A 21,311-nucleotide genomic window follows, 5' to 3' on the forward strand; every position below is an offset into this window, starting at 1 on the left:
CGGCGATGCTGGAGACCATCACACCCATGAAGACGGCAGAGGCCAGGGATCCCGTTCTTGAACCGGCGCGGAAAACCGAATCCGAGAAGCGCGGCCGCAAGGCCTCGAAGGAGGTCAGGCAGCTTCAGCTCATCGAAGCGACGATCGATTCACTCGCCAAGCGCGGCTATTCGGAGACGACGATGGCCGATGTCGCCGACGGTGCGGGGCTGTCGCGCGGCATCGTCAATTTCCATTTCGAGAGCAAGGAAAAGCTGCTCATTGCGACCTTGCAGTACATGTATGACGAGTACTCCGCGCATTGGCGCAATGCCCTGCAGAAGGCAGGGGATGATCCCGCCCGCCAGCTCCAGGCCCTAGTCGCGGCCGATTTCGACCGCTCGATCTGCAACAAGCGCAAGCTCGCCGCCTGGTGCGCCTTCTGGGGCGAGGCCAAGTCACGGCCGACCTATCAGGCGCTGAGCAGCGCCCGCGACGCCCTCTATCAGACCATCTTCATCGACCTGTGCGCGACGCTCAAGCAGAGCGGCGACTACGCCTATGAGCCGCAGGTCATGGCGCTGGCGCTCAGTGCCATGCTGGAGGGGTTGTGGCTGCGGTTGATGATGGGGACCGAGGACACCACCCGCGAGACTGCCTTGCAAGCGGCCAATGAATTCCTGTCGGCGGCATTCCCCAAACACTATCCGGGGAAGGCCAGCGGTGCGACGAAACCATAAGAAAATCAGAACAAGACAGAGGATGGAACAGCAATGAAGACATTCACTCGACGCTTGACATTGACCCTGGCACTGGCTGGAACGCTGGCGGCGTCCGCCGCCGCATTGGCGATCGCGGCCGACAAGGACCTGATCGTGTTCGACTGGTCCGGCTACGAAGACCCGAGCTTCCATCCGAAATATGTCGAGAAGAACGGCGACTCGCCGACCTTCGCCTTCTTCGGCGACGAGGACGAAGCGTTCGAGAAGGTCCGCTCGGGCTTCAAGGCCGATCTCGGTCATCCCTGCTCGCAAAGCGTGATCAAATGGCGCGAAGCCGGCCTGCTGCAGCCGCTCGACACGTCCAAGATCACAGGCTGGAAAGACCTCAATCCCGGCATCATGGCGATGAAGGATCTTGCCACGACATCGGACGGCAAGGCCTGGTTCATGCCCTGGGACTGGGGCAACACGCAGGTGACCTACAACTCCTCCAAGATCGACGCCAAGGATGTGCAGTCGCTGAAGGCCTTTGCCGATCCCAAGTTCAAGGGCCGGGTGTCGATCGGCGACAATGTCGACGACGCCTACGCGCTTGCCAGTCTGGCCATCGGGCTGAAGGACTGGACCAAGATGACCGACGACCAGTTCAAGCAGGCATCGGATTTCCTGCGCCAGGTGCACAAGAACGTGCGCTCCTACTGGACCGACACCACCGACGTCGTGCAGTTGCTGAGCGGCGGCGAGGTCGATCTCGCCTGGGCGTGGAACGATGCAACCGTGCAGTCGGTGGCGGCCGGCGTGCCGATCAAGGCCAAGAAAGACACCGACGAAGGCATCTCGACCTGGGTCTGCGGCTACGTGCTGTTCAAGGACGCGCCCGGCAATATCGACAAGGCCTATGACTATCTGAACGCGGTCAACGATCCGGAGACCGCCAAGGTGCTGGTCAAGGACTGGGGATACGGCCAGGCCAACGCCAAGGGCATGGCCGGCGTCGACCAGGCGATCCTGAAGGACAAGGGCTATGACGACGTGCAGAAATTCGTCGACAAGACGCTGTTCCAGTCGCCGGTGCCGTCGGACCTCAAGCTCAAGATGATTGCCGAATTCGAGAAGATCAAAGCCGGTTATTGAGCCTGTTTGGAGTGTCGTCCGCCCGCCGACATGGCGAGCGGACGGGCTCGCCAAGGCCGCCGAATTCTCCTAACCTCGCAGCGATGTTTTTCGCGATGGGGGAGTTCGCGCCATGAAGTCAGTGCTACGCAGCCTTGCCCTCGCCGCCGCGTGTTTGATCGGCGCCGGCGCGGTCTATGCGTGGGCGGAAGGCGGTGGCGACCTCGTGGTGTTCGACTGGTCGGGTTATGAGGATCCGCTGCTGCACCCCGCCTACGCCGCCAAATACGGCGCCGAGCCGACCTTCGCTTTCTTTGGCGACGAGGACGAAGCCTTCGAGAAGATGCGGGCGGGCTTCAAGGCCGATATCGCCCACCCCTGCTCGCAAAGCGTGGTCAAGTGGCGCGAGGCCGGCATGCTGCAGCCGCTCGACACCTCCAGGATCGCCGGCTGGAAAGACCTCAATCCCGGCATCATGGCGATGAGGGATCTCGCCACCACCGCCGACGGCAAGGCCTGGTTCATGCCGTTCGACTGGGGCAACACCTCGCTGCTCTACCGCTCCGACAAGGTGACGGCTGATCAGGCACAGTCGCTCAGGATCTTCGCCGATCCGAAGTTCAAGGGCCGCGTCACCATCGGCGACAATGTCGACGACGCCTATGCGCTGGCAAGTCTGGTCATAGGCCTCAAGGACTGGACCAAGATGACCGACGCGCAGTTCCAGGAGGCGTCCGCGTTCCTGCGCGACGTGCACAAGAACATCCGCTTCTACTGGACCGACGACACCGACCTCAACCAGGCCTTTATCGGCAATGAGGTCGACCTCGTCTGGGGTTGGAACGAGACCTTCGTGACGCTCAAGGGTCAAGGCATGCCGATCGTCATGAACCGCGACACCAAGGAAGGCATTTCGACCTGGGTGTGCGGCTATGTGCTGATGAAGGATGCGCCGGGCAAGCTCGATGAAGCCTATAATTTCCTCAATGCCGTCAACGCACCCGCGGTGTCGGACTACATAGTCAAGACCTTCGGCTATGGCCATGGCAATGGCGCCGGCATGGCGGCTATCGACCACAAGGTGCTGGCCGACCGCGGCTTCGACAATCTCGACGCGTTCCTCGACAAGACGCTGTTCCAGCAGCCGGTGGCGCCGGCACTCAAGCAGCGCATGGTGGCCGAGTTCGAGAAGATTAAGGCCGGCTATTGACGAGCGAACCGGAAAGGACCGACGTCGTCATCGTCGGCGCCGGCTTCACTGGCCTGTCGGCAGCGCTTGAGCTGAAGGCCGCCGGCATCGACTTTCTGCTGCTCGAGGCGCGCGACCGAGTCGGCGGGCGCGTCGAGTCCAGACAGAACGGGCTTGGCGAGCGCATCGACAGCGGCGGCCAGTTCCTGTGCGAGGACATGCCGGAACTGATGGCCATGGTTGAGGCGCGCGGCAAGACGCTGGTTGAGACCTATCTCGATGGCGACTTCGTCGCCCAACCGGCGATGTCCGCCCGGGAGGGGGAACGCGCCTATGCCGGCTCGATGGTGATCCGCGACCGCATGAATGCGATCGCGCCTGACGATCCGGCGATTGCCGGCCTGACCGTCGCCACATGGCTCGATGGCCAGAATGATCCTGCTGACGCCAAGGCGGTGTTCCGTTCGATGATCCAGGGCCTGTGGTGTCAGGCCCTGGAAAAGCTGCCGTTGTGGCACCTGATCGACAATGACCGGCGGATCACCAATGAGGTGACGGAGCTGCAGTATTTCGTGCGCGAAACCATGCATTCGCTGGCCGACGAACTGGCCCGCGATCTCGGCGACCGGCTGCGGTTGAGTGCAGCGGTCATGGCGATCGACCATGGGCCGGGAAGGGTTCGTCTCGCATCGGTGGCGGGCACCGTCGAGGCACGGACGGTGTTGATTGCCGTTCCGCCGACGATGGCCGCGAAACTGGATTTTACGCCGCCGTTGGCGGCTGGCCTGCAAAGATCCCTGGCGGTCTGGCAAAGCGGCGCGGTGATCAAGGTGCTGGTGCGCTATCCCACCGCCTTCTGGCGCGACCGCGGCCTGAGCGGCATGGTGATGTGGCGCGACCTGCCGGGGCTCTTTGCCTGTGATGTCGGCAAGGACGACGATCACGCGGCGCTGGTCGTCTTCGTCGGCGGGCCGCTCGCCTTGCGCTGGCGCGGGCTCGGCGATGCTGGATTGCGCGCCGAGGTGACGGCGAGGCTGACGGAAGCGCTTGGTCCGGAATCGGCAGACATGGCCGATTTCAGCTTTCGCGAGTGGACGGATGATCGCTGGAGCGGCGGCGCCTACGGCGATCTCATCATCGATGCGACGGCGACCGACGCCGAGCATACGCTTCTCACCGGCGCGCCACCGGTGCATTTCGCCAGTTCAGAACTGTCGCCGTCATTTCCAGGCTATGTCGAAGGCGCCATCGTCGCCGGACGCATCGCAGCGCGCAAGATCATGGCCGAGCTTCAAATTCTTGGCTGAGCCTGATCTCTGGACAAACGGTTTCCGCTGGTCCGAGAAAACCGGTTCCCACTTTCGGGATCATGCTCCCCTTGTTTTGACGCAATTCCCTAGGGAAAGCGCTACGCGCTTTTCCCGGGAAAACCGTTTCACACTTTTCCTGGAATTGCTCTAGTCGGCCATAGCCACCAGCGCCTCGGGATCGTAGGCAAGGCGGATCAAGGTGCCGACCGGGATGTCGTCGGCGCCGAAATCGTTGGTCTCGGTCACCGACAGTGGCTTTTCCAGTCCCGGTATCTCGACGATCAGATGGGTGATCTCGCCGAAATAGTGGCGTTCGACCACCTTGCCGGCGACCTCGAACTTCGCCGTCGCATTGTCCCACAGCACGCGCAGGCGCTCCGGCCGGATGCCGAGCGTGGCTGTGCCACCATTGCGGACGAAGGCCTTGGGCTTGTCGGTCTTGACGCGGCCAAAGCCCAGCGTGTCGACAACCAGCGAGGCGCCATTCTCCTCGACAATTTGCGCCTTGACGAAATTCATGCCGCCGAGGAAGTCTGCAACCTGCCGGTTGACTGGCCGTTGGTAAATTTCCTTCGGTGAGGCGACCTGCGCTATTTTTCCACCAAACATCACCGCGATGCGGTCGGACATGGCGAGCGCTTCATACTGGTCGTGGGTGACCAGTATGAAGGTGATGCCGACCGCCTGTTGCAGGCGGCGCAGTTCGACCTGCATCTGCTCGCGTAGTTTCTTGTCGAGCGCCGACAGCGGTTCGTCGAGCAGCAGCACCTTTGGGCGCATCACCAGAGCACGGGCGAGCGCGACGCGCTGCCGCTGGCCACCGGAAAGTTCTGTCGCCAGGCGCTTGCCGAGGCCGGTCAGCGACACCTGCGCCAGCGCTTCCTCGACCCGACGCTTTTCTTCGACGCCCTGCAGCTTCAGCCGCTTCAGCCCATAGGCGACATTCTGCTCGACATTGAGATGCGGGAAGATCGCATAGCTCTGGAAGACCATGTTGGTCGGCCGGCGGTTGGCCGGGATGCCTTCCATCGGCTGGCCGCCGACCGAGATCGAGCCGCTGGTCGGATTGTCGAAGCCGGCGATCATGCGCAACAGCGTGGTCTTGCCGCACCCGGACGGACCGAGCAGCGAGAAGAATTCGCCCTCCATGATGGTCAAGGAGGCGTCGTCGAGCGCCTTGAACGCGCCATAGCTGCGAGTGACGCTGCGGATTTCGATCATCGCTCGTTCCGGCCTGGACCGGTCGTCCTGAGGACGCTCGACTTTGGGCAGGTCGATTTGCGGCTGCTCAGGCATAGAGGCCTCCCTCGTTCTGGGTGCGTCTGGCCGCGCGGCGACGCAGGATTTCGGCGACGGTCATCAGCACGAAGGAGGCAACCAGCAGCAGCGTGCCCAGCGCCAGCACGCCGGGCAGCTTCGCAGCGAAGCGCAGCTGGCCCCAGATGTAGATCGGCAGCGTCGCATCGGTGCCGGTGAGGAAGAAGGCGATGATGAACTCGTCCAGCGAGATGGTGAAGCAGACCAGCAGGCTGGAGATGATCGCTGGCGCCACCATCGGCAGCGTCACCCGGCGGAACGTGCCGAAGGCACTCTCGCCGAGATCGGCGGAAGCCTCTTCCAGACTGCGGTCGAAGCCTTCGAAGCCGGAGGTCAGCACCGTCATCGAATAGGGGATGCAGACCAGGACATGGCCGAGCACGACGGTGAACAGCGACAGGCTCAAGCCAAGCTGCAGCATCACCAGCAGCATCGAGATGGCGACGATCACTTCGGGCAGCACCAGTGGTGCCATGATCAGGCCGTTGATGGTGCGACGGCCGGGATAGCGGTAGCGGGTGATCGAACGGGCGGCGAGGATGCCGAGCACGGTGGAGAGGATAGCGGCCGACACCCCAACGATCAGACTGTTCCAGGCGGCGTCGAGCAAAGCCGGGGTGCGGGGCAGATCCTCGTACCAGTGCAAGGTGAAGCCGGAGAGCGGAAATTTCGGCGTCGCCGCCGTGTTGATCGAGAAGATCGGCAGGAAGATGACCGGCAGGTAGAGAAACACGACGTAGAGGAACGCGTAGGCCGGCAGCCAGCCGCCTGACAGGAAGCGCCGCACCGCCGTCATCGCGCCAGCCTCTGCAGGGCGCGGATGATGAGCACCGTGGCGCCCGCCATCAGCGTCACGATCAGCATGGTGGTGACGGACAGGGCAGCACCAAGCGGCCAGTTGGAGGCCTTGCCGAACTGCGCCTGGATGGCGTTGGCGATCATGACGCCGTCCTTGCCGCCGACGAGCTTCGGGGTGACATAGTCGCCGACGGTTGGGATCATGACGATCAGCGCCGCCGAGATGACGCCGGGGGCCGACAGCGGCAGGGTCACGCGCAGGAACGAGCGCAGCGGGCCGTCGCCGAGATCGGTGGCTGCTTCGACCAGCGTGCGGTCGACCTTTTCCAGCGAGACAAAGATCGGCAGGATGGCGAAGGCCGCCCAGGCATGGGTGAGCGTGATGATGACGGCGGTCGAATTGTAGAGCAGCGCGGTCGATGGCTCGTCGATGATGCCGAGGCCCATCAGACCGGAATTCAGGACGCCGTTGTAGCCGAGGATGACCTTCCACGACATGACGCGCAACAGATAGCTGGTCCAGAACGGGATGGTGATGAGGAACAGCCACAGGCTCTTGTGGCGGCCGCCATGGAAGGAAATGAAGTAGGCGATCGGATAGGCCAGGATGACCGTGAACAGACTGACCGTCAGCGAGATGTAGAGCGAGCGCCACAACAGGTCGCGGTAGATCGGCTCGGTCAGTGCGACGCGGTAGTTCTCCAGCGTGAAGGTGCGGTCGATGGTCAGGTAGTTCTGCGTCCAGAAGGAGTGGGCAATGACCACCAGGATCGGCAGGACGAGAAGGACAAGCGCGTAGATGAAGGTCGGGCTGATCAGGGCAAGGCCCTGGACGGGTTCGGATTGCAGAAGGGCATTTCGTCTGGCCCGCGTCATCCGCAACGGGGACGACCCTTCCGCCGCCGCCGTCATTGCAGGGCTCCGGGTGTGATGTCGGTTGCTGGCCTGGACTGTCCCGCCATGCGGCTCCCATTGTGCTGGCGCCGGTTCCTTGTTCTCCTTGCCGGCTTTCTTTCATCATGCGCGCATCCGCGGATTGAAATCAAGCGCTATTTCTGCGATATTGATTGAACGGACATTCAAAATTGAGTGAAGAAAGCTGGCATTTCCGGCATTTGACGCTGAGTTTCATGCCTGAGAAATTCGATTGGATGATGTGGAGGCGATTGTGGCTGCTGCGAGAGATCTGAGAACGACGGAACCGGCTGATATCGGTGTTGACGATGCCGTCGAGCTGGCCAAGCGCCATCTCATCCAGCCATGGCCGTTCGCCGGCTCTGTCGGTGCCGAAGCGCGCGCGTTGATCGGCGAAGGCGACGGCATCTACATCACCGACAGCGCCGGCAAGCGGCTGATCGACGGGCCTGCCGGCATGTGGTGCGTCAATGTCGGCCACCGTCGCGAGGAACTCGCCAAGGTGATGTACGACCAGGCGATGGCGCTGTCCTACAACACGCCGTGGTACACGATGAACGCGCCGTCGGCGGAACTCGCCATGCGCATCGCCGGCCATGCGCCAGGCGATCTCAGCCACGTCTTCTACACCACAGGCGGCTCTTCGGCCGTCGAGACGGCGCTGCGCTTCATGCAATTCTACAACAATGTGCGCGGCCGGCCGGAAAAGAAGCTGATCCTGAGCCGGGGCGGCGCCTATCACGGCTCGACCTATCTGTCGGCCTCGCTCAACGGCCGTCCGCGCGACCGCGACTGGATGGACGGCGCCGACGAGCTGGTGATCAAGCTGTCTTCGCCCGATCCGTTCCGCCGCCCGCACGGTATGAGCCTTGCCGCCTTCACCGATTTCCTGGTCGATCAGTTTCGTGACACGGTCGCCCGCGTCGGCGCCGACAGGATCGGCGCTTTCGTCGGCGAGCCGGTGCAGGCATCCGGCGGCGTCGTCGTGCCGCCCGACGGCTACTTAAAGCGTATCCGCGAGATCTGCCGCGACAACGACATCCTCTATGTCTCCGACGAGGTGGTGACGGCCTTCGGCCGGCTTGGCCATGTCTTTGCCTCCGGCGACGTGTTCGGCATCGATCCCGACATGATCACCTTCGCCAAGGGCGTCACCTCGGGCTATTTCCCGCTTGGCGGCATCATCATCTCGGAGCGGTTGCTGGAAGAGTTGCGGCGCTCGAATCACCCCGACGCGATGTTCGGCCACGGCCTGACCTACACCAGTCACCCCGTCGGTTGCGCCGTGGCGCTGAAGAACCTCGACCTGCTGGAAGAGGGTGTGCTTGCCCATGCACAGGACGTCGCGCCCTATTTCCAGGCGCAGCTGAAGACGCTGGAAGAGCTGCCGCTGGTCGGCGAGGTGCGTGGCCTCGGGCTGATGGGCTGCGTCGAATGCGTGGCGGACCGCGAGAGCAAGGATCCGCTGCAGCTCGACAAGGATGTCGGCAAGCGCATCGACGCACATTGCCACGAGCTTGGCCTGCTGGTCCGGCCGCTGATCAACATGTGCGTGATGTCGCCACCGCTGGTCATCACGCGCGAGCAGATCGACGACATGGTCGGCATCTTGCGCGAGGGCATTTCGCGCACGATGGATGATTTGAGGAAGGAAGGGGTGTGGCGGGGATAGTCCCTTCTCCCCGTTCCACGGGGAGAAGGTGCCGGCAGGATTAGGGGCGGCGCTCGCATTGGCGACTGGCTGCACCCGATGCCCTGCCTGTGTAGTTACCTCACAAGCCTGGTGCTGCCCCTCACCTGCCTGCCGGCATCCTCTCCCCGTATAGTGACGGGGGAGAGGGGCACTCTCATCGATGGTTTCGCCAATTGCTGGGCGTTGCAGAACAGAAGGCTACGATCGCGACCTGAGCGCGTCGTTCAGATTCCACATATCCTTCTCGTCGGGTGCGGTCTCCAGGCCCAGCACCGGCAGCATCTTGCGCAGATGGTCGTGATGCGTACGCACGCCATATTCGAGGTCCGAGAGATAAAAACCCTCGAAGGCTTCGGACAGCATGGATTCGTTTGACCACACCGAAAGCTGGACGTCCTCCGACATCGTATCGCGATCGATGCGGAAGGAGAGATAGCGGGCGGCGGCCTGCTCGCGGCTCTCGTCGCGGTAGCGATAGATGGCGCCGCGCAGCAGGGTCTGCCCGGTCGACAGGGGGAACTCCTGGTAGAACTGCACCGATTCCGGCATCACCGAAATGACCGCATTGGGGAAGATGCCGTAATAGACCCAGGCCTTCTTCAGATAGTCGGGCAGATGCGCCGGCTCGGGCGCGATCTTGACGTAGTTCCTGACGCTCCAGCGGCGGCCGGCATGCGGGTTGTAGGTGGCAAAGGAGCGCGACACGCCGTTGATGAAGGGCTCGTCGAAATAGGTGGCGCCGTAGAGATCCTGCAGGGCGGGATGCGCCATGGCAACGTGATAGCCCTCATTGTCGACATCGCGCACCGACTTCCAGTTGACCGGGGTCTTCTGGGTCCAGATGCCCCAGGAGGGCACCATGTCTGCGGCGTTGTAATGCGCGAACTCGGGCTCGATCGGCTTCATCAGCTCAGCCACTGAAGGCTGCGGCCCGCCATTGCGGAAGCGGATGAAGATAAAGCCCATCCAGACCTCCAGATCGAGCGGCATCAAGCCGAATTCGGTCTTGTCGAGATCGGGGAACGAGCGCGGGCGTGCAGCACCGCGCAGCGAGCCGTCCAGATTGTAGACCCAGCCATGGAACGGGCACACCAGCGCATTCTTGCAATTGCCCTGGCTGTCGGCGACGACGCGGCTGCCGCGGTGGCGGCACATGTTGTTGAAGCCGCGCACGGCGCCATCCTTGCCGCGCACGATCAAAGCGCGTTCGCCAACCACGTCCATGGTCAGGTAATCGCCGGCATTCGGTATGTCCGAGACATGTCCGACGATCTGCCAATGGTTGCGAAAGACGAGCTCCTTCTCAAGCTCGAGAAGGGCATCGGAATGGTAACTCCAGCCCGGTAGTCCCCGCCGGTCCCAATCGTTGGGGATCGCCACGTCACGGAGGTGCGGGTTCATAAACGTCTCTTCTTTTTGTTGAATACTCATTCAATAAAAACATATTTTTCATTGAAATGCAATGACTTGTGAAAATTCATCAACTTTCAGGATGGAATCTTCGTGTCGACTGGAGCCAAAATCCGCGCGGCTGTCGGTCCGGAAAATCCCGAAGAATCCGGGTGTTAGTCATGGTTTCAAAGGCGCTGTCCCGACACGAACTCGCGAAGCAAACGGAGCGGAGGACAAAGCGCCTTGCAGGGGCAAAAAAGGCCTTGCCGCTCGCTGGCTTTGACTGCGTTCCGGCGGCGCCACGGCAATCAACGTCGGATCTGGGCGAAGGATCATCCTTCGAGAAGATATGCGAACTGAGTGACCGCTTTTGCCCGATTCTGCCCGAAACACTGTTTCATAACCCGTTACATTGCCAGTCTTGCGTCACCTTCGCGCTGTTACACAGCTCAGCTAAGTTCGTTTCATCGCCAAAAAGAAACTCAGCGAAGGGGAAGACGATGTTTGCGAAAATCCAGACCACCCGCGGTGAGTGCCGCTTCCAGGCTCCAGAGCGCAATGACCGCCGTCCGAAACTGGCGCTGCGCCAGCGCGCCAGCGACCACCCCATGGCGATGTTCATCATGCTGGCTGCCTGTGCCTTCATCGGCATGGCGTTCACGCCAACAATCGGGCCGGCCTTCGCTTCGTTGAATCCGCCAGCCAACGTCGTTGACGGCGCGCAGACCACGACCAAGACGGCGCGTCTGCCGGTGCCGGCGATCGACTTCGCCTGCAAGGGCCAGGCCTGGGGTGCCGAGAGCATCGATTGCCTGCGCGCCATCGCCATGCAGTCCGGAGCGCACAAGACCCGCGCGATCCGCATGATCGCCAATGCCGCACCGTTGACCGGCACGCCGAACGTTTTCTGATTTTTGTCGAAGCCTGATCCCGAAACCGGTTCCCATCTTGGGATCAAGCTCCGACCTCCCCGAGCGCTGCCTCCAGCGCGCTCTTCTTTGGCTCCCCGCCGCGACGTCGGCCGGGGGCCTCTTTTTTTATCCTTTCAATGCAGCCTGTTCGGCAATGGCGGACAGCACGCTGCGTACGTCCAGCGTGCTGAACGGCTTCTCCAGGATCTGCGGCCGCTGTTGCACGGGCAAGGCCTCGATTTCGGCTTTCGCGCCGATCAGGTCGCCGGTGACCAGCACGAAACGTCGTGCCAGATCAGGCTTTTCGGCAAGCAACTCGCGATAGATCGATATGCCGCTGATGCCTGGCATGCGCAGGTCCGAAAAGACGATGTCGGGCGGCATGTGGCCGCTCAAGGTGGCGGTGCCCGATTCCCAGACAGGAACGATCCGCGACTTGATGCCCATCAATTCGAGAATGTCGGAGAGCGAGCCGGCGACATCCGGCTCGTCATCGATGATCAAGGCATGGCGCAAGCCGCTCGAGCGCGGCTGGTTCTCGCCGGCGCTGGCGACGCCGGCCGCGATGGGCGGCAGCTGGACGACGAAACGCGCGCCCCTCGGCACGACTTCCTCGAACCAGACATTGCCATTGTGCCGCTCGATGATCGATTTTGAGATCGACAGGCCGATGCCGGTGCCGACACCGACCGGCTTGGTGGTGAAATAGGATTCGAAGATGCGGCCGCGGATCGCTTCAGGCACGCCGGGGCCGTTGTCCTCGACCGAGAAGCAGGGGTTGGCACGGTCGCTGCGGAACGTCCGCACCTTGATCAGCCGGTCGCCGGCGACGCCGGCCAATGCATGCTGGCTGTTGATGAGGAAGTTGGCCGCCACTTGGGTCACATGGTCGGCATCGGCCATGACCAACAGCGGGCCGGCGGCGAAATCGGTGTCGATGATGATGCCGCTTGATCGCGCGCCGTAGGCGGTCACCTCGAGGGCTGCGCGGATCACCTGGTTGAGATCGGTCTCGGCCTGTGCCGCGGGATGAAGACGGACCATCGACAGGAAGCTCTTGACGATGCGGCCGCAGCGCTCGGCGGCGGCGCGCACTTTCTCGGCACGCACCTTGGTCTGCGGATCGGAGGCGAATTCGTGCAGCAGCGTCGATTGCGCCACCACCACGGCCAGCGGGTTGTTGAGTTCGTGCGAGACGCCGGCCAGCAACGAACCCATCGCCGCCATCTTCTCGTTCTGGTGCAGCTTCTCGCGCTGGCGACCGATCTCCTCCTCGGCGCGCAGTTTGTCGCGCAGGTCGCGGATCGAGCCGAAGATCAGGCGGCGGTCGGCGACCCGCATCTCGGTTGCCGTCAGCTCGATCGGGAACACCTCGCCGGCGGCGTTCTGGGTCACCGTCTCAAGCCGCTGGCCGACCATCGGAGCGCCGCGGCCGGACATGTATTCGGCCCCCGACGAATAGCCCTTGCGGTAGTATTCCGGCACGACGGTGTCGAGCAGGTCCTTGCCGAGGATGTCGCTACGCAGGAAGCCGAACATCTTCTCGGCGGCCGGGTTGAACTCGATGATCGAGCCGGTCTCGTCGATGACGATGATGGCATCGAGCGAGGCCTGCAACATGGTGCGGCGGATGACCTCGCTGGCATGGGCGTCGGAGGGCGATCGCTCGATAGCGTCGCCGATAGCGAGCGCGATGATGTGCAGCGTCGCTTCTTCCTCGTCGGTCCACTCGCGCTCGTCGACGCAGTCATTGACCGCCAGCGTGCCCCAAAGATGGCCGTGCGCGAAGACCGACACCGACAGGAACGACTTGATGTTCTGCTTTTCGAAATCGGTTCTCAGGAATCCTTCGAGGTTGCGCGTATGCCCGGCGAAGATCTTGCCTTGCCGTTCATCCTCGGCCACCCGCTCCAGCAATGGGTCCGAATTGACGACCGACTGCATGATGACGGTAGGGGATGCCAGTTCTCCGCCGAAGTCGGGGTCGATCCAGTAGGCGGCGACAGACTGCGCGAAGCCCTGTCCGGGCAGTTCGCGCAAGCGGAACAGGATGCCGCGCTGGCATTCCATGGCACGGCACAGCGTCTCCAATATGCCTTCCATCTCGCGCTGCCAGTCGCCGGCCTCGCGCAGCCGGCGAACGACACGCACGGCCGCCATCGCCGCGCCCTGCCTGAGCCCTTGCATATCCGTGCTTGCTGCTTCAGCGGTCATCTTCTGCCGTCATTCCAGAGTCGTGCCAATTTCGATCGACGAGCAACGGCCGCAAACCGAACCCTCTGGCCTCGGTGCTCAGTTGCCGTCGCCGGTCGGCAGCGAGAAGATATAGCCTTCGCCGCGCACCGTGCGCAGGAATTTCGGATTGGCCGGGTCCGTCTCGATCTTCTTGCGTAGCCGCATGATGCGAATGTCGACCGCGCGCGACGATTCCGGGTCTTCGGTGAAGCCGATCGCCTCGGAGATCGCGGCGCGGGTCAGCAGCCGGTTGGCGCGGGTCAGGAAAACCTCCAGCACGTCGAATTCGCTCTTGGCCATGTCGATCACCGCGCCATTGACGCCGGTGACCAGCCTGCCGTCGAGATCGGCCTGGAAAGGGCCGAAGGCAACGGAGCGGCGATCCGTCGAGGCCTTCTTGCCCTGCGGCTCCTGCGGCTGAGGGACCCGGCGCAACACACTGCGGACCCTCGCCAGCACCTCGCGCAATTCGTAGGGCTTGACGATGTAGTCGTCGGCGCCGAGTTCCAGCCCGACGATGCGGTCGAGCGCGGTGCCCGCGGCGGTCGCATAGATGATGCCGATCGGCAGCCGCGACCGCAGCCAGCGGCCGAGCGAGAGGCCATCCTCGCCCGGCATGGCGATGTCGAGGATGGCGAGATGGAACGACCGCGTTTCAACAAGGCTGCGCGCGGCGGCGGCACTTTCGGCGGTGACCACGTCATAGCCGGCGGCGCCCAGATACTCGGCGACCGCGTCCCTCAGGTCGGGCTCATCCTCGACGATGACAATTCTTGCCCGCACGATGCTTTCGCTCCCACTTTCAGTGGAAAGTAGATTGGGTATAAACATGATGTCCAGCACTCATATCCGGTTGCCAGGGAACGGTTGGAAAATATGGCCGCACGATCCGTCATTGCGCTCGTTTCCGTCGCCGAAGTGGTCGCGACCGAACTCGCCGACCATCTCGATCGGCGGGGCCACGATGTGCGCCAGGCGCGGCAGCCATGGGAGGCCGAATCGCTGCTGTCGGGAAAGGGCATCGACGTCGTCGTCGTCGGCGACAGCGTCAGCCAGGCGGACGGGCGGGACCTGCTCAGGCGCCATGGCGGCGAGGGCGGGCCGGATTTCATCCTGATCTGCCGGCCGGCCGATCTCGTTGACAAGGTGCTGGCGCTCGAGCTTGGCGCGGCCGACGTCGTCGAGAGCCCGCTCAATGTCAGAGAACTCGCCGCCCGTGTCGGCGGCCTGCTGTCGCGGCGCGGCAGGGGCACCCAGGAGCTGATCGTGCTGGAGAACGCGACCGTCGATCTGAGATCGGCCATGGTCATGCATCGCTCCGGGACGGAAGAACAGCTTTCGCCCGGTCAGGTGGCGCTGCTCAGGCTGTTCCTGGCCAGTCCGCGCAAAGTGCTGACGCGTGACGACATCATAGCCGCGGCACCGGCCGAAAACGCCGACGCCTTCGATCGCTCGATCGATTCGCGCATCGTGCGGCTGCGCCGCAAGCTCGACACCGACACCATCACCACAATACGCGGCGCCGGCTATCGGTTCGATCCGCCGCAGCAATTCGCCGACTGACGAACGGGCGCTGAGGCCATCTCTTCGGTTGAGCATCGGATTCTCCACTTGGATCCGATGCCCCGACGCTCAGCGCACCACCAGCAGCGATGGCCCCGATGGCATGTCATTGCCCATGGTGAGTTCGCTCGCATGGGCGCGGTCCCTGAGCAGCACGGTGACAACGCCGGCAAAGCCGAGCAGGCCCTGCGCGTAAAGCAGTGCGGAAAGCACCGAAGCGGCAAATTTCGTTTTCATCGAACCAGTTCCCCAAATGTGTGTTGCAGGGCTCTTCAGGATACTCCCGAAGAGCCCGCGCCGCTCAGGAGCCCCCCGTCGCGGCGCGGGCCTTCGGTCCTCTCGGCAGCAAGTTGCCGGAGGGGCCGCGCATTCTCGTCAGCCTAAGACCGACCCGCCAGAGGGCCTTGAGCCGAGCGATGCGCAGGCTGGAAACAATCCAGACCGTGGCGAAAAACAGTGCGGCATGCAGTGTCGAAATCTCGCCAGACGTCATCGCGCCGAGGCTTGTCAGCGGGTTGCCGGCAACCGTGCCGACGCCGCCGATGACCGTTGCCGCGATGCTGATCCTGAGAAGCCAGGACAGTGCGTTCGATTTCGTTTCCATTTTCGTTACCGGCTGTTTTCGTTGCGTCAACTTTGCTGGCGGCCCGTATCCGGATCATGCCGCTCGAAGCTGCGCTCTGTTGCAGGTTGGTTTCGGGATTGATGGTTCTTCTTTCGTATGTAGGAAATTTGCATTTAGTTTAGGGACAAATACTCATGTTTTTGGGGATCACGGTCTCGCCAGCAGGCAGCGTCCTGGTCCCTATTTCGGCTCCGTGGACGGCACTGCTTGTTAACCAGGGGAAACAGATTCGAAACACAAACGCGCATTTCGCGAAATCTGCTTGAAACATGATGTTGGGATAAGCGGCCATCGAATTGGAGCCGGCCAGCCCGGCAGAGAGAGGGGACATCATGAACACCGCCATTTCCGCCAAGCTCATCAACATCACGGCCGCCGCCCTGACGGGTGCAGCACTTCTGCTCGGCGCCGGCTCAGGCGCTGCCCATGCCGCCAACAAGATCGTGGCGCGGGTTTCGCTCTCGCAGCAGATCATGGAAGTCTCGGTCGACGGCCGGCCGGCCTTCGCCTGGAAAGTTTCCACCGGCGACGGGGCACATGTGACGCCGACCGGCTCGTTCAAGCCGACGCGCATGCATGCGATGTGGTATTCGAAGAAGTACGACAACGCGCCGATGCCGCATTCGGTCTTCTTCAGTGGCGGCTATGCGGTGCATGCCACCAATGCAATCAAGCGCCTTGGCCGGCCGGCTTCGCATGGCTGCGTGCGGCTGCATCCCGACAATGCGGCAGATTTCTATCAGCTTGTCGAAATGTTCGGGCCAACCAACACCAGCATCCTCATCGTCAAGTAGCAGGCTGTGGAACGGGCCGGCCAACTGCCGTGCCTCGTTCGAGACTCCCGCAGGAAAGCTTCTCGGGTATTGAGTGCAGCTTAAACCGACGGTATTGAGCCCAGCCCAAAAAAAGAGGCCGGAATTTTCCGGCCTCTTTTTTTGTCATCTGCCTTTACGCAATTCCGGACGAAAACTGCGACACACTTTTCCTGGAATTGCTTCAGTCCTGCAGTGCCGGCATCAGCTTGGGATCCGGCTTCTCGGCGTGGTGCGGCAGGTCCTTGCTGGCGATGAAGGTGTAGAACATGGGCACGACGAAGAGCGTGAACATGGTGCCGACCAGGATGCCGGTGAAGATCACCAGGCCCATCGAGTAGCGGGCCGCGGCACCAGCGCCGCTGGATGTGATCAGCGGCACCACACCGAGCGCCATGGCCGCCGTCGTCATCAGGATCGGCCGCAGGCGCACCTTGGCCGAGGCGATGATGGCGTCACGCCGCCGCATGCCATGGGCCTCGCGCTGCTGGTTGGCGAACTCGACCAGAAGGATGCCGTGCTTGGTGATCAGGCCGATCAGCGTGATCAGGCCGACCTGCGTATAGATGTTGAGCGTGCCGAGGCCCAGATTGAGCGGCACAATGGCGCCGAAGATGGACAGCGGCACCGCCATCATGATGATCAGCGGGTCGCGGAAGCTTTCAAACTGCGCCGCCAGCACCAGATAGATGACGATGACGGCCGCCGCAAAGGCGATCAGGATGGTGTTGCCCTGTTCCTTCTCCTGCCTGGACTGGCCGGAGTAGTCGATGAAGAAGCTATCGGGCAGGTTCTCCTTGGCGATGTCCTCCAGCGCCTTCAGCCCGTCGCCGGTGGTGACGCCGGGCAGTGGGAGCGCGGAAATCGTCGCCGAGTTCAGCTGGTTGAACTGCTCGATGGCGGCCGGTGCTGCATTGTTGGAGATCTTCACCACGGCCGACAGCGGCACCATCTCGCCGGTGACGCTGCGCACGAAGTACTCGCCGAGCTTTTCGGGATTGTCGCGGAATTCCTGCGGCACCTGCGGGATGATGTCGTAGCTGTTGGAGTCGCGATCGAACTGCGCCACTTCGGCACCGCCGACCAGCAGCGTCAGCGTCCGGCCGATATCGGCGATCGGCAGGTTTAGTGCCGCGGCGCGGTCGCGATCGATGGTCACCGTCACCTGCGGTGCGTCATAGGCCATCGAATTCTGCACGACGATGAAGCGGCCGGAGGCCTGCGCCTTGTTCTTGATCTGCTCGGCCACCTCGTACACTTCCGAGGAATCGCCGGTCGATCGCACCACCATGGCGATGGGCAGGCCGCCACCGGAGCCCGGCAGCGTCGGCGGCGCAAAGACGAAGGCCTGGACACCCGCCACCTTGGCGAGACGGGCCGTAATGTCGGCCTGCAATTCCTTGGAATTACGCTTGCGTTCCGCCCAGTCCTTGAAGGCAAAGCCGACGAAAGCGCTGTTTGTCTCGCCGCTGAAGGCGACGGCCGAGAACTGTGCCCGCGTCTCGGGAATATCCTTCACAAGGCCGAGCATCTGGTTGACGTATGTCTCGGTGTAATCGGACGTCGCATAGCGTGGCCCTGTCACAATCGAGAGCAGAAATCCCTGGTCCTCTTCCGGCGCCAGTTCGGTCGAGGTCTTGGTGAACATGAAGCCGGTCACGCCGACAAGCGCAAGCACGATGATCAGCGTCAGCGGACGATAGTTCAGCGAACCGGTGACCGCCCTCTCGTAGACGTGCTCGACCCGCGCGAAAGCGCCGTCGACAATGCGCTGGAACCGGCCGGGCGTGCCAGACTTCAAGAGGCGCGCCGACATCATCGGGGTGATGGTGACGGCGATGACGCCTGACAGCACCACGGAGCCGGCAAGCGTGACGGCGAATTCGCGGAACAGCGCGCCGGTCAGGCCGCCGGTGAAGGCCAGCGGCGCGAACACGGCGGCCAGTGTCATGGTCATGGCGACGATGGCTGAGGCGATTTCGCGCATGCCACTGAACGCCGCCTGCATTGGCGTCATATGGTCTTCTTCCATGTGGCGATGGATATTCTCCACCACCACGATGGCGTCGTCGACGACAAGGCCGATCGCCAGCACCATGGCCAGCAGCGACAGAAGGTTGATCGAATAGCCGACCGCAAACAATAGGAAGCAGACGCCGATGAGCGACAGCGGGATGGTGACGATCGGCATCATCACCGAACGGAAAGAGCCAAGGAACAAAAGGATCACGACGATGACGATGGCAACCGCCTCGGCGATGGTCTTGAACACCTCGTCGATCGAGGCGCTGATCTGCCCGGTCGCATCGTAGACGACTTCGATCGTCATGCCCTTCGGCAGCGTCTCCTGAATCTGCGGCACGAGCTTGGTGAGCGCCGCCGCCGTGGTCAGCGGGTTGGCCGCTGGCGTCGGGAAGATGGCGAGGAAGGTGCCGGGCTTGCCGTTGAAGCTGACCCTGGTGTCGGTATTCTCGGCGCCGAGTTCGACGCGGGCCACGTCGCGCAGCCGTACCACATTGCCGTCGGTCGAGCGCAGCGGCAGCTCGGCGAACGCTTCCGGCGTCTGCAGCGTCGAGCGTACTGTGATCGACGAGACGACATACTCGTTCTGTGTATTGCCGGGCGCCGACAGGAAGTTGGAATTGTTGATCGCCGTCAGCACGTCCGAGGCCGTCACGCCGCGCGCGGCAAGCTTGATCGGGTCGATCCAGACGCGCATCGAATATTCCTGGGCGCCGAAGATCTGCACGTCGGCGACACCTTCGACCGTCGACATGCGTGGCCGGATGACGCGCTCGATATACTCCGTCAGCTGCTCCTTCGTCATGTTCGGATTCTGCATCGAGATGTACATCATCGCGAACTGCTGGCCGGTGCCCTTGACGATGACCGGGTCCTTGGAGGCGTCCGGCAAGGTGCCGCGCACGCCCTGGACCTTGGACAGCACTTCGGTCAGCGCGACGTCGGGGTTGGAGCCGAGCTTCATCTGCACCGTCACGGTGCTGGAGGAAGGACGGCTCGACGAGGTGACGTAGTCGATGTTTTCGGTCGAGGCGACGGCGCGGGCGATCGGGGCGGAAATGAAGCCCTGGATCAGGTCGGCGCTAGCGCCCGGATACGCCGTCGTAATGGTGATCGCGGTTTCGTCAACCTTCGGATACTGCCGGATCGACAGGTTGAAGATTCCCTGGAAACCCAGGAGCAGGATCATGCATGCCAGGACGGTCGAAAGGACAGGCCGGCGAATGAAGATATCGGAAAAACTCATTGCGGGTCGGCCTGCTTGTTCGCCGATTTGGTCGGGTCGATGGTGTTGTCGACGGCTACGGACATGCCATTGAAGAGTCGGTTCTGACCGGCGGTAACGACCTCGTCACCGGCCTTCAGCCCCTCGACGATCTCGACCATGCCTTGATTGCGGCGGCCTGGCTTGACGAAGACCTGCGACAGCACCAGCGCAGGCTTGTCGCCTTCCGCGGCCGGCTTGGCCGGATCGGCAGGCTTGTCCGCTGGCTTTGCCGCATCGGCGGCAGGCTTGGTTGCATCAGCCGTTGGCTTCATGGCATCAGCCGGCTTGGCATCAGCCGCCTTGGTGTCTGCAGGCTTGGCGTCCGCCGGCTTTTCGGTTGCCGACGAAGTGGGCTTTTCTTCCGGCTTGGCTGTCTGCGCGGGCGGCGCTCCAGCGGGCTTCGCCGGCTGCACCACGAATATGTAGTCGCCATAGAGGCTGGTCGTCAGCGCCGTTTGCGGCAGCGTCAGCACATTCTGCTCTTCGGGCAGTTCGACACGAACCTGCACGAACTGGCCAGGGGTCAATTTGCCTTCGGTGTTGGCGACCTCGGCCCGGACGTTGACCAGCCGGCTCGAAGGGTCGATTTTTGGGTCGATGCCGCGAATGGTGCCGGCGTAGGGCATCTCGCCGCCGCCGATGCCCAGCCGCACCGTCTGGCCGATCTTCAGCGAAGGCAGCTGTTGTTCCGGTACCGTGAAATCGACCCGCATCGTGTCGAGATCCTGTAGCGTCACCACTACGGTGCCGGGCGCCAGGTATTGGCCGAGTTCGATTTTCGGGATACCCACCGTGCCGCTGAAAGGCGCCGTCAGCTGCTTCTGGTCGAGCACCGCCTGCAGTTTGTTCACTTGCGCGGCGGTTGCCGATGCGGTTGCCCGCGCCGTGTCGAGTGTAGCCTCCGCATTAACGCCGCGCCTCTGCAGTTCAATGGCGCGCGTCAGCGCCATCTGGACGACCGCCACTTGCGCCTTCGTCGCTTCTAGATCGGCACGCTCGACCGCACCGTCGAGCTGCAGCAGGACTGCGCCGTCCGCAACCTTCTGATTGGCGTGAAACAGGATCTCCTTGACGATGCCGGTGGTTTCAACCGTCAGATCGACACCACGCACCGCCCTGACCGTACCGATCGCCTCGACTCCCGGTGTCCAGCTCGACGGCTTGGCGATCGTCGTCGACACGGTCGCCGCCGGTGGCTTCATCGAGGCGAAATACTGCTTGATGCCGTTGTCGCGCAGGAAGTTGAAGCCGACAATGCCGCCGACCACGACGACAAGGACAAGCAGAACCAGGGCGATGATGACGATACGAAGGATGCGCTTGAACAAGAAAGTCCCCTCAGTCGAAATCCGGCGCGAAGCTCGGACATCGGGACACATATCGACTGCAGGTCCCGATTTCAAATAATGGCGGTCTTACTGTACCGTCTGGACGGTCTTGTCAATTGG

At 62.7% G+C, this 21,311-nt stretch carries 18 protein-coding genes; 8 read left to right on the plus strand and 10 right to left on the minus strand.

Annotated features, from left to right (window positions below):
- Positions 1–5: 5 nt before the first annotated feature.
- The 4 genes from betI to AC1RZR_RS08705 all read left to right on the plus strand — a co-directional run bounded on the left by betI (position 6) and on the right by AC1RZR_RS08705 (position 4,310).
- Positions 6–719, plus strand: coding sequence for a transcriptional regulator BetI (gene betI / locus AC1RZR_RS08690; RefSeq protein WP_477269454.1), 714 nt, complete (start codon positions 6–8; stop codon positions 717–719).
- Between the two features lie 33 nt (positions 720–752).
- Positions 753–1,835 carry an ABC transporter substrate-binding protein gene (locus AC1RZR_RS08695; RefSeq protein WP_481828244.1) on the plus strand — a complete coding sequence of 361 codons (1,083 nt, stop codon included), beginning with the start codon at positions 753–755 and terminating at the stop codon, positions 1,833–1,835.
- A gap of 112 nt (positions 1,836–1,947) precedes the next feature.
- Positions 1,948–3,024, plus strand: a complete 1,077-nt coding sequence (locus AC1RZR_RS08700) for an extracellular solute-binding protein (protein WP_481828245.1) — start codon at positions 1,948–1,950, stop codon at positions 3,022–3,024.
- Complete coding sequence (locus AC1RZR_RS08705) at positions 3,021–4,310, plus strand: flavin monoamine oxidase family protein (RefSeq protein WP_481828246.1); 1,290 nt, start codon at positions 3,021–3,023, stop codon at positions 4,308–4,310. The genes AC1RZR_RS08700 and AC1RZR_RS08705 overlap by 4 nt, the downstream gene beginning before the upstream one ends.
- A 150-nt stretch (positions 4,311–4,460) precedes the next feature.
- On the opposite strand, the gene AC1RZR_RS08710 is transcribed toward AC1RZR_RS08705, so the two are convergent.
- The 3 genes from AC1RZR_RS08710 to AC1RZR_RS08720 form a co-directional block, all read right to left on the minus strand.
- Positions 4,461–5,534, minus strand: a complete 1,074-nt coding sequence (locus AC1RZR_RS08710; RefSeq protein WP_481829041.1) for an ABC transporter ATP-binding protein — start codon at positions 5,532–5,534, stop codon at positions 4,461–4,463.
- Between the two features lie 67 nt (positions 5,535–5,601).
- The gene (locus AC1RZR_RS08715) at positions 5,602–6,426 is read right to left on the minus strand and encodes an ABC transporter permease (protein WP_477269462.1); all 825 of its coding nucleotides are present in this window, start codon (positions 6,424–6,426) and stop codon (positions 5,602–5,604) included.
- On the minus strand, positions 6,423–7,340 hold the full coding sequence (locus tag AC1RZR_RS08720; protein ID WP_481828247.1) for an ABC transporter permease: 918 nt from the start codon (positions 7,338–7,340) through the stop codon (positions 6,423–6,425). The genes AC1RZR_RS08715 and AC1RZR_RS08720 overlap by 4 nt, the downstream gene beginning before the upstream one ends.
- 256 nt (positions 7,341–7,596) lie before the next feature.
- Between AC1RZR_RS08720 and AC1RZR_RS08725 the strand changes: the two genes are divergently transcribed.
- Complete coding sequence (locus AC1RZR_RS08725) at positions 7,597–9,015, plus strand: aminotransferase (RefSeq protein WP_481828248.1); 1,419 nt, start codon at positions 7,597–7,599, stop codon at positions 9,013–9,015.
- A 219-nt stretch (positions 9,016–9,234) separates the two neighbouring features.
- Here AC1RZR_RS08725 and AC1RZR_RS08730 read toward each other — a convergent pair whose 3' ends face one another.
- Entirely contained in the window at positions 9,235–10,437 is a 1,203-nt protein-coding gene (locus AC1RZR_RS08730; protein ID WP_477269468.1) for an aromatic ring-hydroxylating oxygenase subunit alpha, read from the minus strand.
- 491 nt (positions 10,438–10,928) lie between these two features.
- Between AC1RZR_RS08730 and AC1RZR_RS08735 the strand changes: the two genes are divergently transcribed.
- Positions 10,929–11,339: a hypothetical protein gene (locus AC1RZR_RS08735; protein ID WP_481829042.1), complete on the plus strand. Its 411-nt coding sequence runs from the start codon at positions 10,929–10,931 to the stop codon at positions 11,337–11,339.
- Positions 11,340–11,465: 126 nt separating this feature from the next.
- Here the strand turns inward: AC1RZR_RS08735 and AC1RZR_RS08740 are convergent, their stop codons facing one another.
- Both AC1RZR_RS08740 and AC1RZR_RS08745 read right to left on the minus strand, forming a co-directional pair.
- Complete coding sequence (locus tag AC1RZR_RS08740) at positions 11,466–13,553, minus strand: GAF domain-containing sensor histidine kinase (RefSeq protein WP_477269472.1); 2,088 nt, start codon at positions 13,551–13,553, stop codon at positions 11,466–11,468.
- Positions 13,554–13,631: 78 nt separating this feature from the next.
- Positions 13,632–14,405: a response regulator gene (locus AC1RZR_RS08745; RefSeq protein WP_481828249.1), complete on the minus strand. Its 774-nt coding sequence runs from the start codon at positions 14,403–14,405 to the stop codon at positions 13,632–13,634.
- Positions 14,406–14,450: 45 nt separating this feature from the next.
- Between AC1RZR_RS08745 and AC1RZR_RS08750 the strand changes: the two genes are divergently transcribed.
- Positions 14,451–15,137: a winged helix-turn-helix domain-containing protein gene (locus tag AC1RZR_RS08750; RefSeq protein ID WP_477269475.1), complete on the plus strand. Its 687-nt coding sequence runs from the start codon at positions 14,451–14,453 to the stop codon at positions 15,135–15,137.
- 69 nt (positions 15,138–15,206) lie between these two features.
- Here the strand turns inward: AC1RZR_RS08750 and AC1RZR_RS08755 are convergent, their stop codons facing one another.
- Together AC1RZR_RS08755 and AC1RZR_RS08760 are read right to left on the minus strand one after the other, a co-directional pair.
- The gene (locus AC1RZR_RS08755; RefSeq protein ID WP_379105302.1) at positions 15,207–15,374 is read right to left on the minus strand and encodes a hypothetical protein; all 168 of its coding nucleotides are present in this window, start codon (positions 15,372–15,374) and stop codon (positions 15,207–15,209) included.
- 64 nt (positions 15,375–15,438) lie between these two features.
- On the minus strand, positions 15,439–15,741 hold the full coding sequence (locus AC1RZR_RS08760; protein WP_481828250.1) for a hypothetical protein: 303 nt from the start codon (positions 15,739–15,741) through the stop codon (positions 15,439–15,441).
- Between the two features lie 353 nt (positions 15,742–16,094).
- On the opposite strand from AC1RZR_RS08760, the gene AC1RZR_RS08765 reads away from it, so the two are divergent.
- Complete coding sequence (locus tag AC1RZR_RS08765; RefSeq protein ID WP_477269479.1) at positions 16,095–16,556, plus strand: L,D-transpeptidase; 462 nt, start codon at positions 16,095–16,097, stop codon at positions 16,554–16,556.
- Between the two features lie 202 nt (positions 16,557–16,758).
- On the opposite strand, the gene AC1RZR_RS08770 is transcribed toward AC1RZR_RS08765, so the two are convergent.
- Positions 16,759–19,842, minus strand: a complete 3,084-nt coding sequence (locus tag AC1RZR_RS08770; RefSeq protein WP_477269481.1) for an efflux RND transporter permease subunit — start codon at positions 19,840–19,842, stop codon at positions 16,759–16,761.
- The gene (locus AC1RZR_RS08775) at positions 19,839–21,191 is read right to left on the minus strand and encodes an efflux RND transporter periplasmic adaptor subunit (protein WP_481828251.1); all 1,353 of its coding nucleotides are present in this window, start codon (positions 21,189–21,191) and stop codon (positions 19,839–19,841) included. The genes AC1RZR_RS08770 and AC1RZR_RS08775 overlap by 4 nt, the downstream gene beginning before the upstream one ends.
- Positions 21,192–21,311 lie beyond the last annotated feature (120 nt).

This window comes from Mesorhizobium bavaricum, assembly GCF_056781655.1.

Bases quoted from the DNA above. Each gene is read 5' to 3' on its own strand.
- AC1RZR_RS08770 (WP_477269481.1), bottom strand. From the start codon at position 19,842: ATGAGTTTTTCCGATATCTTCATTCGCCGGCCTGTCCTTTCGACCGTC.
- AC1RZR_RS08710 (WP_481829041.1), bottom strand. From the start codon at position 5,534: ATGATCGAAATCCGCAGCGTCACTCGCAGCTATGGCGCGTTCAAGGCG.
- betI (WP_477269454.1), top strand. From the start codon at position 6: ATGCTGGAGACCATCACACCCATGAAGACGGCAGAGGCCAGGGATCCC.
- AC1RZR_RS08695 (WP_481828244.1), top strand. From the start codon at position 753: ATGAAGACATTCACTCGACGCTTGACATTGACCCTGGCACTGGCTGGA.
- AC1RZR_RS08720 (WP_481828247.1), bottom strand. From the start codon at position 7,340: ATGACGGCGGCGGCGGAAGGGTCGTCCCCGTTGCGGATGACGCGGGCC.
- AC1RZR_RS08760 (WP_481828250.1), bottom strand. From the start codon at position 15,741: ATGGAAACGAAATCGAACGCACTGTCCTGGCTTCTCAGGATCAGCATC.
- AC1RZR_RS08730 (WP_477269468.1), bottom strand. From the start codon at position 10,437: ATGAACCCGCACCTCCGTGACGTGGCGATCCCCAACGATTGGGACCGG.
- AC1RZR_RS08700 (WP_481828245.1), top strand. From the start codon at position 1,948: ATGAAGTCAGTGCTACGCAGCCTTGCCCTCGCCGCCGCGTGTTTGATC.
- AC1RZR_RS08735 (WP_481829042.1), top strand. From the start codon at position 10,929: ATGTTTGCGAAAATCCAGACCACCCGCGGTGAGTGCCGCTTCCAGGCT.
- AC1RZR_RS08740 (WP_477269472.1), bottom strand. From the start codon at position 13,553: ATGACCGCTGAAGCAGCAAGCACGGATATGCAAGGGCTCAGGCAGGGC.
- AC1RZR_RS08745 (WP_481828249.1), bottom strand. From the start codon at position 14,405: ATGTTTATACCCAATCTACTTTCCACTGAAAGTGGGAGCGAAAGCATC.
- AC1RZR_RS08765 (WP_477269479.1), top strand. From the start codon at position 16,095: ATGAACACCGCCATTTCCGCCAAGCTCATCAACATCACGGCCGCCGCC.
- AC1RZR_RS08750 (WP_477269475.1), top strand. From the start codon at position 14,451: ATGGCCGCACGATCCGTCATTGCGCTCGTTTCCGTCGCCGAAGTGGTC.
- AC1RZR_RS08755 (WP_379105302.1), bottom strand. From the start codon at position 15,374: ATGAAAACGAAATTTGCCGCTTCGGTGCTTTCCGCACTGCTTTACGCG.
- AC1RZR_RS08715 (WP_477269462.1), bottom strand. From the start codon at position 6,426: ATGACGGCGGTGCGGCGCTTCCTGTCAGGCGGCTGGCTGCCGGCCTAC.